This window comes from Rhodococcus sp. BP-332 (assembly GCF_019836065.1).
Lineage (GTDB): Bacteria > Actinomycetota > Actinomycetes > Mycobacteriales > Mycobacteriaceae > Rhodococcoides.
In genome coordinates this window covers 22580-36313 of sequence record NZ_JABUEC010000001.1, presented here as the reverse complement: position 1 = coordinate 36313, position 13734 = coordinate 22580, and the positions used below count along the sequence as shown (strand labels likewise).

Annotated in this window: 13 protein-coding genes and 1 pseudogene; 2 read left to right on the top strand and 12 right to left on the bottom strand. The window is 68.2% G+C overall.

Features of this window, described 5'->3' with window-relative positions:
• Window positions 1-24 precede the first annotated feature (24 nt).
• Window positions 25-1071 carry a 2,3-butanediol dehydrogenase gene (locus HQ314_RS00190; protein WP_222648868.1) on the bottom strand — a complete coding sequence of 349 codons (1047 nt, stop codon included), beginning with the start codon at window positions 1069-1071 and terminating at the stop codon, window positions 25-27.
• Between the two features lie 193 nt (window positions 1072-1264).
• Between HQ314_RS00190 and HQ314_RS00185 the strand changes: the two genes are divergently transcribed.
• Window positions 1265-3100, top strand: a complete 1836-nt coding sequence (locus HQ314_RS00185; RefSeq protein ID WP_222648866.1) for an NAD(P)/FAD-dependent oxidoreductase — start codon at window positions 1265-1267, stop codon at window positions 3098-3100.
• Window positions 3101-3193: 93 nt separating this feature from the next.
• Here HQ314_RS00185 and HQ314_RS00180 read toward each other — a convergent pair whose 3' ends face one another.
• Window positions 3194-3490, bottom strand: a complete 297-nt coding sequence (locus HQ314_RS00180; RefSeq protein ID WP_222648864.1) for a DUF3263 domain-containing protein — start codon at window positions 3488-3490, stop codon at window positions 3194-3196.
• Window positions 3491-3724: 234 nt separating this feature from the next.
• Here HQ314_RS00180 and HQ314_RS00175 point away from each other — a divergent pair, with 234 nt between their 5' ends.
• Window positions 3725-4510: a hypothetical protein gene (locus HQ314_RS00175; RefSeq protein WP_222648862.1), complete on the top strand. Its 786-nt coding sequence runs from the start codon at window positions 3725-3727 to the stop codon at window positions 4508-4510.
• Window positions 4511-4528: 18 nt separating this feature from the next.
• Here the strand turns inward: HQ314_RS00175 and HQ314_RS00170 are convergent, their stop codons facing one another.
• The 10 genes and pseudogenes from HQ314_RS00170 to HQ314_RS00125 form a co-directional block, all read right to left on the bottom strand.
• Window positions 4529-5749: a glycerate kinase gene (locus tag HQ314_RS00170; RefSeq protein ID WP_222648860.1), complete on the bottom strand. Its 1221-nt coding sequence runs from the start codon at window positions 5747-5749 to the stop codon at window positions 4529-4531.
• A 28-nt stretch (window positions 5750-5777) separates the two neighbouring features.
• Window positions 5778-7283: an SLC13 family permease gene (locus tag HQ314_RS00165; protein ID WP_222648858.1), complete on the bottom strand. Its 1506-nt coding sequence runs from the start codon at window positions 7281-7283 to the stop codon at window positions 5778-5780.
• The gene (locus tag HQ314_RS00160) at window positions 7280-7939 is read right to left on the bottom strand and encodes a response regulator transcription factor (protein WP_056444417.1); all 660 of its coding nucleotides are present in this window, start codon (window positions 7937-7939) and stop codon (window positions 7280-7282) included. The genes HQ314_RS00165 and HQ314_RS00160 overlap by 4 nt, the downstream gene beginning before the upstream one ends.
• Window positions 7936-9447: pseudogene (locus HQ314_RS00155) on the bottom strand (sensor histidine kinase). The gene HQ314_RS00160 and the pseudogene HQ314_RS00155 overlap by 4 nt, the downstream one beginning before the upstream one ends.
• A complete protein-coding gene (locus HQ314_RS00150; RefSeq protein WP_222648856.1) occupies window positions 9440-9787 on the bottom strand; it encodes a hypothetical protein in 348 nt (115 codons plus the stop codon). Before HQ314_RS00150 ends, HQ314_RS00155 begins: the two are co-directional and overlap by 8 nt.
• 83 nt (window positions 9788-9870) lie before the next feature.
• Window positions 9871-10476, bottom strand: coding sequence for a TetR/AcrR family transcriptional regulator (locus HQ314_RS00145; RefSeq protein WP_027505455.1), 606 nt, complete (start codon window positions 10474-10476; stop codon window positions 9871-9873).
• A 362-nt stretch (window positions 10477-10838) separates the two neighbouring features.
• Entirely contained in the window at window positions 10839-11588 is a 750-nt protein-coding gene (locus tag HQ314_RS00140; protein WP_222648854.1) for a hypothetical protein, read from the bottom strand.
• A 78-nt stretch (window positions 11589-11666) separates the two neighbouring features.
• The gene (locus HQ314_RS00135; protein WP_222648852.1) at window positions 11667-12167 is read right to left on the bottom strand and encodes a M50 family metallopeptidase; all 501 of its coding nucleotides are present in this window, start codon (window positions 12165-12167) and stop codon (window positions 11667-11669) included.
• A 172-nt stretch (window positions 12168-12339) separates the two neighbouring features.
• On the bottom strand, window positions 12340-13014 hold the full coding sequence (locus HQ314_RS00130) for a hypothetical protein (RefSeq protein ID WP_222648850.1): 675 nt from the start codon (window positions 13012-13014) through the stop codon (window positions 12340-12342).
• A 31-nt stretch (window positions 13015-13045) separates the two neighbouring features.
• A complete protein-coding gene (locus tag HQ314_RS00125; protein ID WP_222648848.1) occupies window positions 13046-13696 on the bottom strand; it encodes a hypothetical protein in 651 nt (216 codons plus the stop codon).
• Between the last annotated feature and the right edge of the window lie 38 nt (window positions 13697-13734).

Genomic DNA, 13734 nt, shown 5'->3' with positions numbered 1-13734 from the left:
GATGGTGGATGTCCGGGACGGAGGTCAGAGCGACGGATCGACGAGAACCTTCATCTTCGTGCCGGCATGCAGTGCCTCGAAACCGTCGTCGATCACCGCGTCCATCCCGATGCGCGACACCCACCCGGTGGGGTCGTACACGCCGTCGGCCATCAGAGCGATGACGGCGTCGTAGTCGGCGGAGGTGTAGCAGAGTGACCCCTGGATGCGGGCCTCCTTCATCACCAGATCGAGAAGCGGCGTGGTGAGCGGCTTCTCGTAGATCGCCACGCTGACCATCGGCTTGCGGGACCCGACGCACGCCAGCGCGGTCGCCACCGCCGGCGCGACACCGGCCGCGTCGTACACGGCGTCGGCGCCGCGCCCGTCGGTCTCGTCGGCCACCACAGCGGGGACGTCGACGGACGTGGGGTCGAGAGTGCGTGCACCGAGCGCCTCGATCGCTGCCCGCCGGGTCGCGGACGGCTCCACCACGAGGATGTCGTCGAGCCCCTTGCCGCGCAGCGCGAACCAGAGTCCGATGCCGATCGGTCCCGCCCCGAACACCATCGCGGTGTCGCCTTCGCGCACCTCACCCAGAGTCGCCGCGTGGTAGGCCACCGACATCGGCTCCACCAGCGCACCCAGATCGAGGGACACGGAGTCCGGCAGCGCGTGCAGCATGTCGGTCGGCACCACCGTGTACTCGGCCATACCGCCGTCGGACATCAGTCCGTGGAAGCCGATCGACTGGCACACGTTGTAGTTGCCGGCTCGACACGGACCACAGTGCCCGCAGCGGTACAGCGGTTCGATGGCGACACGGTCACCGATCGACCATCCCGTCACTCCCGCGCCGATCTCGGTGATGGTGCCCGAGAACTCGTGGCCGAGAATCAGCGGCATCTGCTGACCGGTCAGGGCGTGGGGCTCGGTGGGAACGAAGATGGGACCGGCGTAGTACTCGTGCAGGTCGGTACCGCAGATGCCGTTCGCCCCGACGGCGATCTTCACCTGGTCCGGTCCCGGGTCGGGCTCCGGGACATCGGCGATCTCGACCTTGCCGGGCCCGTGGTACACCGCTGCGCGCATCGTTCGACTCCTCACCGGCCGTCCCAGCGACGGCCGTGATCACCGTTCTATGTGACACGCGGCACAGCACGACAGGGTTGCAGTCGGTTGCACCTGCGACTGCAACCCGCTGCAACTCTTCCTCGGACCGTGTCCACGGCGTGTGCTGTGCATCACACGAGCACGACCACGGAACGACGAAGACGGAGTTGTCATGACCCAGACCCTCGAGCCACCCACGCAGAGCATCTCGCCGCAGCAGCGGGTCGACGCATGGTTGGCCGATTTCGAAGCGGGGCTCGCTGCGCGGGACATCGATCGAGTCGTCGCGATGTTCGCCGTCGACAGCTTCTGGCGCGACCTGGTGACGTTCACCTGGAACCTCAAGACGGTGGAGGGACGCGACGGTATCGCCGACATGCTGACGGCACGGCTCGCCGACGTCGGTCCGCAGGGTTTCCGCACGACCGAGACACCCGACGAGGCCGACGGTGTCACCTCCGCATGGATCGAGTTCGAGACCGCGACGGCACGCGGCAAGGGACATCTGCGGCTACGCACCGACGCGGAGTCCGGTGAGTCGCTCGCCTGGACCTTGCTGACGACGATGCAGGAACTGAAGGGGTACGAGGAACCGCGCGGGCACGCGCGACCGATGGGGGCTGTGCACGGCTCGAACAAGGAGACGAAGACCTGGGCCGAGCGACGCGAGGCGGAGGAGAAGGAACTGGGATACGGCATCCAGCCCTACGCCCTCGTCGTCGGCGGCGGTCAGGGTGGCATCGCTCTGGGCGCTCGCCTGCGTCAGATGGGCGTCCCGGCCATCGTCGTCGATCGCGGCGAGCGCCCCGGTGATCAGTGGCGAGGACGCTACAAGTCGCTGTGCCTCCACGATCCGGTCTGGTACGACCACCTCCCCTACCTGCCGTTCCCGGACAACTGGCCGGTGTTCGCCCCGAAGGACAAGATCGGCGACTGGCTCGAGATGTACACGAAGGTCATGGAGGTGCCGTACTGGTCGAAGACGACGGCCCTGTCGGCGACCTTCGACGAGGCGGCCGGGGAATGGACCGTGGTGGTCGATCGTGACGGCGAGGAGGTGACGCTGCGACCGAAGCAGCTGGTGATGGCGACGGGCATGTCCGGCAAGGCCTCCATCCCCGACTTCCCGGGAATGGACGTCTTCCGGGGCGAGCAGCATCACTCGAGTCAGCATCCCGGTCCGGACGCCTACGTCGGCAAGAAGGTCGTGGTGGTGGGCTCGAACAACTCGGCGCACGACATCTGCAAGGCGCTGTTCGAGACGGGCGCCGACGTCACGATGCTCCAGCGATCGTCCACTCACATCGTCAAGTCCGACTCGCTGTGCGAGATCGCGCTGGGCGACCTGTACTCCGAGCGCGCCGTCGAATCCGGAATGACCACGCAGAAAGCGGATCTCACCTTCGCCTCACTGCCGTACCGCATCATGCACGAGTTCCAGATCCCAGTGTACCAGCAGATCGCCGAGAAGGACAGGGACTTCTACGACCGCCTCGAGAAGGCCGGCTTCCAGCACGACTTCGGAGACGACGGCTCCGGACTCTTCATGAAGTACCTGCGGCGCGGCTCCGGCTACTACATCGATGTCGGCGCCTCGGAGCTGGTGGCGGACGGCAGCATCCACCTCGTCGGCGGTCAGGTCGACCACCTGACGGAGAACGCGGTGGTGCTGTCCGACGGGACGGAACTCGAGGCCGATCTCGTCGTGTACGCGACGGGCTACGGATCGATGAACGGCTGGGTGGCCGACCTGGTGGACCAGGAGACGGCCGACAAGGTGGGCAAGTGCTGGGGTCTCGGTTCCGACACCACCAAGGACCCCGGCCCGTGGGAGGGCGAGCAGCGCAACATGTGGAAGCCGACGCAGCAGGACAACCTGTGGTTCCACGGCGGCAACCTGCACCAGTCGCGGCACTACTCGCTCTACCTCGGCCTACAGCTGAAGGCTCGGTACGAAGGCCTGGACACCCCCGTGTACGGGCTGCAGGAGGTCCATCACCTGCGCTGACAGACGCGTGCGCCGTGTGCGTGTCCCTCGACACGCACACGGCGGTCGTCGGAGCGAGAGAACCTCACTCCACGGTCGGTGTGAGGCCGGTCGTCACTGACCGAGCCAGAGCCGCTTCCGGCAGACGGCGAGCATGGGCTCGACCAGCGCGCGGTCGGTGATCCGAACGCCGTTCTCCAGCAACACCTTCACGCGACCGAAGAACTCGTGGGGCGTGAGTCCGAACTCCACCAGGATGTCCTCGGCGCGGCCGCCGCCGTACACGTACCACCGCCGCAGGAAGGCGACCATCGCGAGGTCGGTCTCCGACGGATCCGTCGGATCGGTGGACAGGGGTGCTGCGCCGGGCGTCGTCGACCGGGAGGCTGCGGGGAAGGGTGTGCGTGTCACGACGCGAGTATTGCCCATCGATCCGACACTGCGGTGACGGATCGGTGAACATGCCGACGAGTCACAGCAATTTCTCAGCGGCTGTTCACTCCGGGACAGCGTGATCACCGGTCCGCGCGGGTATGTGATCCCCACCACGCCACCGCGGCGTCGTCCACCGTTCCGGTAGCGGAGGCAATAGATTCGACGGTGTTCGTCGTTCGTCGGCGGCACGACCGCCGGAGGGGCAGCACGATGAACGTTCGACACAGACGACCGGCCACCTGGTTCGCGACCGCCGCAGTGGGCGTCGCACTGGTCACCGCCCTCGCGGCCCCCGCGAGCGCCGCGCCCGCACCGGGCGACTTCTCCGGCGTCCCGGAGCGGACCTCCCTGTCGTACACCTCGCTCTCCACGGGCGTCCACGTCGGCACTGCCAACGAGAACGAGGCACGGCCGGGACTCTCCACGGTCAAGCTCTACCTCGCGGATCACGTGCTCCGACACGGTGATTCGTCCGCGGAGGACCGCGACCTCGCCGCTCGCATGATTCAGGTGAGCGACGACTGGGCCGCCTCGCTGCTCGACAGCAAGTACCCCGGCGCCATCGACGCCGCGGCGCGCGAGTACGGACTGACCGCGACCTCGCGAGGCAGCTTCTGGGGCGACTCCTACACCAGCACGGCCGACACCGTGCGCTTCCTCGACACCAAGAAGCGCACCGATCCCGGCAGCCCCGTCCTCACGTGGATGACCACGGCGCTACCGGTCGCGGCCGACGGCACGGTCCAGGACTGGGGCACCGGTCGACTCGCCGCCGCCACCGGAACGAAGTGGGGCTGGGCGGACGACGGGTCCAGCGTCGTCGCCTCGGCCTCCATCGGCGACGACTTCACGGTCGCGGCCAACACCTACGGCGGCCCGGCGCCCCAGAGCGACGACGTACTCACCGCGCTCGGGGCGTTCGATCTGGCGACCCCGACGATCGTGACCGCGCCGAGTGTTCCGTCGCTGCTGGACGCCATCCTCGGCATTCGCTGACGCCGACATCGACCGGCCTCACGCCGACTTCTTGCGACTCCGATTACCGGATCGAGCGGAGACCGCACCCCCGAGCAGGATCATGCGCATGGTCCGTTCGGCGGCGTCGGTGAGCAACCGCTCGCCGTTCGCGACCGCCTCGGACAACGGCATCGGCACCGTGATGATGGACGCGATGGCGGCGATGCCCACGTCGTGCACCGCCGGCGCTCCGCGACCGAGTGATCCCGCCAACGCGATCACCGGCACGCCGAACTGCTGGCAGCGCCGCGCCACCTCCGCCGGGACCTTGCCCCGCGGGGTCTGGAAGTCGATGGACCCTTCGGCAGTGATGACGAGGTCCGCCTTGCGGATTCGGCGGTCGAGGTCGATTCCCGACAGGCCCGAGTCCAGCAACGCATCGAAGCGGGACCGCAACTGCGCCCCGACCCCGGCCGCGAGTCCTGCACCCAGTCCGCCCGACGCTCCCGTGCCCGCTCCGGTCGCCACATCGCCGGTGGCCACACCGTCCCGCTCGAGGACGCGCGCCCAGTTGTCCAGGGCGGCGGCGAGTTCGTCCACCTGATCCGGGGACGCCCCCTTCTGCGGTCCGAACACGCGGGCGACACCGCTGGGTCCGCACAGTACGTTGTGCGGATTGCACGCGAGCACGACTTCGACCTCGGTGAGACGGGGATGCAGCGCCGTCAGATCGAGGTGGTGCGCCCGGATCAGTTCTCGACCGCCGCGGCCGATCTCATGGCCCTGCACGTCGAGGATCCTGGCGCCGAGCGCCTGCAGTGCCCCGGCTCCCCCGTCGCAGGTGCCGGAATCGCCGCAACCCACCAGGATCGTGTCCGCGCCCGCGTCGAGCGCCGCGGCCATGAGCTGGCCGACACCGTAGGTGGTGGTCGCGCCGGGATCGCGCCGATCGTGCGGTACGAGGGAGAGCCCCGCCGCAGCCGCCATCTCCACCACGGCGACGGAGCGCTCGGAGCCACCGAGTCGGGCCCAGTGCGAGGGCACCGGCTCCCCCACCGGTCCGACGACCGTCGTCTCGTGGAGGGTGCCGCGCGTCGCGGCCGCCAGTGTGCGGGCCGTTCCCTCACCGCCGTCGGCGATGGGCGCGGTGTCGACCCGAACTCCGGGTAGTGCGCGCCGCACCCCCGATGCGATGGCGGACGCGACGGACTCGGCGCAGAGGCTCTCCTTGAAACCGCTGGGGGCGACGAGGATGCGCTGGGGAACTCGTGTGGACATGGTTCTCCTGAGATAGGGGTGGGAGCAGTCAGGGCAGGTACAGCGGAAGACCGAGGGCAGGCCACAGCCATACCGAGCAGACGAGAACGAGAGCGACGGACACCGGGGCTACCGCGGCGGACAGGCGGAGCAGGTGGCCTGCCGAGAACCCCGGGACGGAGTCGCTCGCGGCGAACATCGCCACCGGTTTGGCCGAACTGGTGAGTGTGAGGCAGAAGCCGGCGGCAGCGGTGGAAGCGAACGCCGCGGCGGCAGGATCGATGCCGAGCACCGGCGCAGTGGCGACGACGACGGGGACGAGCACCGCGGAGCGGGCGGACCGTGACTGGACCACGAGGTGGGACAGCAGCGACACCAGCACCAGTACGACCACGAACACGGTCGCGGCGGACGACCCGAGCGCGCTGATGGGCCCGAAGACCAGGTCGGCGAACCACTCGGCGGCACCCGTCGTGGTCAGCGCCATTCCGAGACACAGTGTTCCGGCCATGAAGAGCAGCAGGCTCCACGGGATGGTGCGAACGGCGGCAGGCAGCGTGGTGGCCCCGACGAACGGTGCCGACGCGAGCAGTGCGCCGATCATCGCGACGATGGCCGGTTCGACACCGTGCACCGGCTCGGTGCACCACAGGGTCACGACGGCGACCAGAACGAGCAGGACACGCTTCTGCGGGACGGTGAATGGCCCGGTGGACCCGACGAACGCGTCGCGTGTCACCGAGAGCGGTCGGCGTCGCTCCGCTCGATCGGTGAACAGGGACAGCGCGATCTCCGCCGCGAGATGCGACCACACGATCGCGAGCGGCAGTCCGAGAATCGCCCACTGCAGGAACCCGATGCCCGATCCGGTCGTCGTGCGCACGATCTCGCTGGTGATGAGGTGCGCGCCGGCCCCCAGCAGCGACCCGACCGCGGAGCAGAGGATCACCGCGGGGAAGACCAGGGACAGCGTCAGCACCACTCGGGGCCGTTCACGCAGAACGGTCGCCAGAGCGAGGAACACCGGCAGCGCGAGCGCAGCCCGGCCCGACGTCGACGGGATCGCGAAGGTCGTCAGGAGCAGCACGAGGGTGACCAGATGGACGAGCTGCCGCGGCGACCGGGCGACCGACAGCACGCGTGCCGCAACCCGAGCGGACAGGCCGCTGGCCGTCACCGCCGCGGCGATGACGAACGACCCGACCAACAGCCAGATCACGGTGTCACCCAGTGTGCGCGTGAAGGTCTCGGTGGACACGGGACCCAGGATCACCAACGTCAGAGCGGCGCCCAGAGCGACGTGGGTGTCGTCGAGGGGCGAGAAGATCCACATCCACACCGCGACGAGGAAGACCAGCACCGTGATGGTCCCGTGTGCGGTCAGATCGCCGGCCACTCCTGCCAGGACGACACCGACGGCGAGCACCGCGAGAATGACGGCACCGACGAGGGTCCGCGGCGACGGCGTCGGAACTCGCCGCGGCGTCCGGGTAGGGACAGGACTGGTGGGAGTACGCCGCCCGGGCGGCGTCGTCGCGAACTCGGTGACGGTCATCGGACGCGGTATCCCATCCCGCGCACGGTCTCCACGCGCTCGGCGCCGATCTTCGCGCGCAACGCACGCACGTAGACGTCGACCACGTTCGAGGCCGGATCGAAGTCGTATCCCCACACCTGCCCGAGGATCTGCTCACGGGACAGCACCTGGTCGGGGTGGCGCAGGAACGTCTCGAGCAGAGCGAACTCGCGCGCCGTCAGATCGACGACCGACTCCCCCACGTGCACACGGCGTGACCGCAGATCGAGACGAAGATCCCCCGAGGTCAGCGAGTTGTCCGCCGAACCTGCGGTGTCGTCCTGCAACCGCAGGCGTACCCGTGCGAGGAGCTCGGCGAACTGGAAGGGCTTGGTCATGTAGTCGTTGGCGCCGCCCTCGAGCCCGGCAACGGTGTCGCGCACGCTGTCCCGAGCGGTCAGGACCACCACGGGTGTCGACACACCCTCGCCGCGCAACTGTCGGAGCACCGTGAACCCGTCCATCGCCGGCAGGCCGATGTCGAGCACCACCATGTCGAAGCCACCGCCACGCGCCATCATGAGCGCGGTCTCGCCATCGGCGACGTGCTCGGTGGTGTACCCGGCGGCCCGCAGACCCTTGCCGACGAAGGAGGCGATGTGGATGTCGTCCTCCGCGATCAGGATTCGGCTCATCGGATCTCCTTCGTGAGTGCATCGTCTGTCGTGGGCGTCGGGCCGGTCTCGGACCGCGGGCTGTGGCCCGGAGCCGGGAGGTCGAGGCCGAACGTCGCCCCCTCGCCGTGCACACTGCGCACCCAGGCGGAGCCGCCGTGGGCGTCGGCGATGGCACGGACGATGGCGAGTCCGAGGCCGGCTCCCGACCGCGCTGCCGGTGACGTCCGGTCGGCGGGCGATCCGCGTTGGAAACGGTCGAAGATGACGGGCGCGTCCTCGGGGCGGACGCCGGGCCCGTCGTCGGCGATCCACAGCGACAACCGTCGAGCGTCGCCGTCGTCATGGAAGGTCGATCCGAGCCGGATGCGGCTCCCGTCCTGGGTGTGTCCGACGGCGTTGGCCGCGAGCTGCACCATGGCCTGCGTGACGCGCTGGGCGTCCAGAACACACGAGCCCTCCGCGACCTGCATCAGCAACCACTGCCGATCGCCGAGCGTCTGCACCTTCGACTCGATGTCGAGGACGAGTTGCGCCGCATCGACGGGGGCGGGCACGACGAAATCGGGCTGCTCGGCCTTGGCCAACATGAGCAGATCGCTGACGATCCGCCCCATGCGGGCGAGCTCGCTGTCGACGAGCGCCAACGTACGCCGCCGCTCCTCCGGGTCCTCCGACATGAGCTCGAGATGCCCCCGGACGATCGTGATCGGCGTGCGCAGTTCGTGTCCGGCATCGTCGACGAACTGTCGCTGGGTGGTGTACGCCTGCTCCAGCCGGTCGAGCATCGCATTGAACGTCTCGGCGAGATCGGAGATGTCGTCGCGCCCGTGGACCGGGACGCGCGCGGTCAGATCCGTCTCCCCGATCTCGGCCGCGACCGTGCGCACCGTGCGGACGGGAGCGAGAATGCGACCTGCGACGAGATACGCGATTCCAGTCGTCAGCAGCAGTCCGACAGCGCCGACCACTGCCATGGTTCGCATGGTCCGATCGACGAGATCACGGTTCGCACCGGTGAACGCCGTGACGACGAACGTGCCGGCGCGGCCGGTCGCGTCGTCGATGACGACGTGCCCCCACCGCATCTCGCCGTTGTCGGTGTCCAGCACTCCGGCGGGTTCGGCCGACTGCACGACCGTCGTCAGGATCGGTGACCCCGGTGCGAGCACGGTCGGCACATCGACGCCGGGCTGAGTCAGTACCGAGTCGCCCACGACGCCGAACATCACTTCACCCGTGCCGGCCGACTGCCGGGCGAGGTACACCTCGAGAAGCCGCTCCACCGAGACGAACGGCTACGTCGTCGTGGGATCGACCCCCTCGGACGCGAAGGTCCGGAACTCCTCGGCTTCCTGCGCGACGTCCCCGTTGGCGCGCACGTCGACGTCGCGCAACAGCAGATTGCGGGCGGTCACCAGCACGACCACCAACAGAAGAAGGGTCGTCAACATGATCCAGGCGGTGATCTTCCACCGTGCCGGAAGAGCCGATCCGCGGCGAGCCGAGACACCGGCGACGTCACTCATCGTCGTCACCGCCGTCGACGTCGTCGACGTCGTCGACGTCGTCGGCGCCGTCATCGCCGTCGTCCGCGTCGTCGGAGAAGTCGACGATCGGCGGCGCCTGCACTGGAGCCTGAACTGGCGGCGGTGTGATCGGAGCGGGAGCGGCCGGCGCGGGCGAGGCAGGCGGGACATCAGGTGTGGGAGCGATCACCTCGGGCGTCGGCTCCGGCGCCACACTCACCACGACGGGCGAGGGGTCGAGGCGTGGCGCCGGTGATCGCGTCACCAGGACCCCGGCGACGAGAACGCACGCGATGGCCACCAGGACGGCGGCCGCGGCGAGTGGGCGGGAGGAGCGCATGACAGCAACTATGCCGGGGGTCCATGACCGTCCCATGAGACGACGATGAAGGTTCCTTCATGTTCGACACGCCGTGAGTGGCCTCAACGGCCGAGCAGGACGCCGATCTGCATCTCGATCTCTGCCGCCACGTCCGCGACGCTCTTGGTCGCGTTCGCCGTCAGAGCCATGCTGAGAAACAGGATGGCGGAGACGATGTGGGCCTGCACCTGCCGGTCCGGGTGGTGCGTCGCGTCGTCGTCGTCGCGGCCGAGGATCTCCGCGACGACCGCCTCGGTCCGCGCGGCGAGTGACAACGCTTCACGACGATGAGGTTCCGTGTCGTCACCGAACACGACCTCTCGCTGATAGGTCCGGCCGTTCTCGATCTGCTTGCGGTTGCACTCGACGACCGGCCTGAGGACGGCCATGACGGCCTCGACCGGATCCACGACGTGGGCGGCCGCGGCGATGCCCCGCTCGAGCGCGCTCGCGTAGTCCGAGTTCTGCACCAGAAGAAGCAGTTCACCCTTGTTCTTCGCGTACAGGAAGACCGTTCCGGTTCCCACGTCGGCGCGGTCGGCCACCTGTTGTGTGGTCACCTCACTCACGCCGTACTCGGCGAAGAGGTCGCGTGCCGCCGTGGTGATGCGGTCGAGCTTGTCCTGCTTGTTCCGTTCTCGACGGCTCATCGCCGGGGAGGAAGACACCGCCGCTGCCCTCCTTCGCGCACTCCTGACGGGTGATGTACTCCCGTCATTCTCCCACGGCAGGTTTCCTCTGCTGTCGATGAAGTCGACGACCACGGGCGCGGCCTCCGCGACGTGCGGTGCGCCCGCCACACTGGACGCGAACATGAAAAATGGCCCCGGACAACGGTCCGGAGCCATTTCTGTGTCGGGCTGACAGGATTTGAACCTGCGACCACCTGACCCCCAGGGAGCTAGATAGCCTGTTGCACAGTCTTTCTCGTGCTGCCCCGTCCAGCTCGGAGCGGTTCCGGACCGGATCACATGCCGCACCGTCCGCACAGTGTGTGCGGGTCTTGGCAAGCTCTCGGCACGCTGTCAGGTCAGAACTCGGGCCGCATGTCAGGTGGCAGTGACGCGTCGAACTCGGCCTTCGGACGGATACGGAGCTGCCGCATCGTAGGAGCCGTCCATCCGGACTCGCCGGGATGGGGACCCCAGTCGGAGAGCCACCACGGCAGTACGTGGAGAACACTCTCGATTGACCTGTCGTCCTGCCAGGTCGCGAACCGGATACCGAATCGATGCAATCCGTCGATGCAGCGATGGATGAACGCCAGACCTTCCAGCGCAACGCGCGCCTCTCGCTCTGTGATCGTCACTGTTACTCGCCGGTGACGCGTCAGCCCGGTCGGGTCCGTCGTCATCTCGTCGGGCGCTTTGTATGCGGTGCGCACGATGGTTACAGCTTGTTCGGGTGTCGTGCCTTCCGTCGCCGCGATGTGCAACATGTGCGCAAGATCGTGGCGCATAGCGATGGCCCGTTTCCATTCAGGAGTCCATATTTCTTTCGAAGGCAGTCGCATGTTTACCTGCCGCGCCGCCGCCCGGATTTTGCTCGGCAGCTTCACCGGATCCACCGTGGTGAAGTCGGGACCGACGGACGGGACCCTCTCGTTCACGTACAGAAGAGCGCGCGTCTCTTGCACAACGGTCTCGCAGCCGCCGACCACCTGCCAGAGCAGCCGCTCGATGGTAGGTGATGGCACGAAGAGGTTGTCTGCGGCACGTTCGTTGGCCTCGATCTTCCGACGGATCTCGTCAAACTCGGCGCTTAACTCGCGTTCTGTCATAACCCGATGAAACACCACGAACGCGACACCGCCCGCCCCTGTCGAGCGTGAGGGCGGGCGGTGTCAGCGGTCGAGCTACTACTCCACGGGTCGAAGAACGCGCACCGGCCACATCCGGGCACTTGTGATCTGGTGAAGATCGAACGAGTGATAGTGGTCGCCCGAGAGTTGCAAAGCGTCGAGCACGTCGCGGTGACCGGCGTGACCACGAACGTAGAGTGTCGCGGCCAGTTCCTCCACGGCGGGCCAGACCAGCTCCAGCAGTGCGCTGACCTCGCGCCGGTCGACGTGACCGGATGCGGTCAGAGCTTCGGCGTCGTGCGAGTTACGAGCGAGCGACCCTGCGATCTGCGCGCCCGAAGGTCGGTGACCGGCGAGCCAGCGGGCCTCGGCCCACGGTCCGGCGAATGTGACCTCATGGTCGAACTGGTCGGGAACCGCGCCGTAGTGGGTCGCCCCCTCGGCCAGATCTATCCGGTCGATAGTGCCGCCGTACAGGACAGCCGCCACCGCGTGACCGGCCTCGTGGACCGAAACTCGCAGGTCTCGGAGGTCTGTAGCTGTGAGCGCGTGCGTCATCGCGCCACCTTCTTTCGTCGTGTCGGGCGGGAGATCCGCGGCAGGGACTCGCCAGGATGAAGTCCAATGGCGACCTCCACGCAGTCGCGGCACCGCCACCGATGGAGCGAGCCTTTGAAGATCACGACCTGCACGCCGCAGTCCGGGCAGAGTCCGGACGGTGCCCCGGCCTTCACAGTTCGATCCCGAGCGCGGCGAGCTGTGCTCGCGCGGTGTCGGCGGCAGCCACCGTGCGGTCCGGTACCGGGTGAGCCGCACGGGCGAAACGAGCGCGCTCGACCTTGCGGACGACTGCCAGAGCGGCACGGTCCAGCTCCCGCAGCTCGGTCACGAGTTCGTCGCTGAGCTGGCTCGCGAGGCCGTTTCGCGGATCGGCACCTTTCAGCGCGCGCCCGAGCGGAACGCCGTAGGGCCGCGCCGTCTCGACCAGAGCGGCAACCCACGAGCCGTCGGCAAGCTTGCCGACGCCGATGTCAGAGCGTGGGACGGTAGCCGCAAGCGCGCGAAATGCCTGCCGTGCACGCGCGGCGTCCTCCGCGTTGAGCGATTCGAGTGCCGCGCGGCTTTGCCGTGCGGAGACGATCCCCGAAACGGTCGCGATCAGACGATGCACCGCGTCGGCCACCGCCTGAGCGTCGTCCGCGTATCGCTTCGGGCATGGCTCGCTAGCGACGGCCTCGGCGACGGGTCCGGCGATGGCCTCGACCTCGGCTGCCAGGTCGAGATTGCTGCCGTCGTAGCGGACTGCCAGCCATGTGCGGCGACGTTCGCGGGCTTTGTCCTGCGAGAAGACGACGGGCTTGGACGGGCCGCGGTCGGGGCGAGGCTTGATGTATCCCTTGAGCATTCAAATTCCTCCGGTTATCAGTAGGTCAGGGTCAGGGTCGGAACAGGTTCTCGATAGGTGGGACGCCGCGCATCGAGTGACCACGTGTCAGCGGGTGCGGAGTCGGTGGCGCGACCGGCGCGACCGGCGCGACAGCGGGTGCGGCAGGCGTCGGCGTAGGGGTCTCCGGTGCCGGCGCTTTCAGGTCCGTGAGTGCCGCGGCCTCGGTGTCATCGAGCACCCACGGATCAGGGCTCAGCTCGCCGCTGTCAGCCGAACGGGCGTCGGGTGAGGGCTCGGTCGCACCGATCTCGCGAACCAGTCGTGCGGCCTCGGTGGCGAAGTCGAAGTCGGAGACCGTAGCGACCTCGACAGCGACCGGGGCTGCGATACCGAGCAGCCGCACCCGACGGTCGAGTGCGCCGAGCACGATGCCCGCGGCCTTGGTGTCGCCGCCGACTGCCGCCGTCCAGTAGGTGCGGTGCAGTTCGTCCAGGCGCATGAGTTCAACACCGCGGTACGTTTCGACACCCTCGGTCTCGGTCCGGGCGAGCAGGCGGTCCACCGCGTGCCGTGCACCGCTCTCGTCGGCGTAACCGACGCGTTCAGCGACGACGCGCCACGGGTGCCCGTCGCGGCGTAGGTCGAGTGCATCGAGCGCCTTCGACCGGGACTTCGGGGTCGGTTGGTTGTTGGACGGCATGGCGTGTTCCTCTCGGTTCGGACAGCGATTGAGCGGAC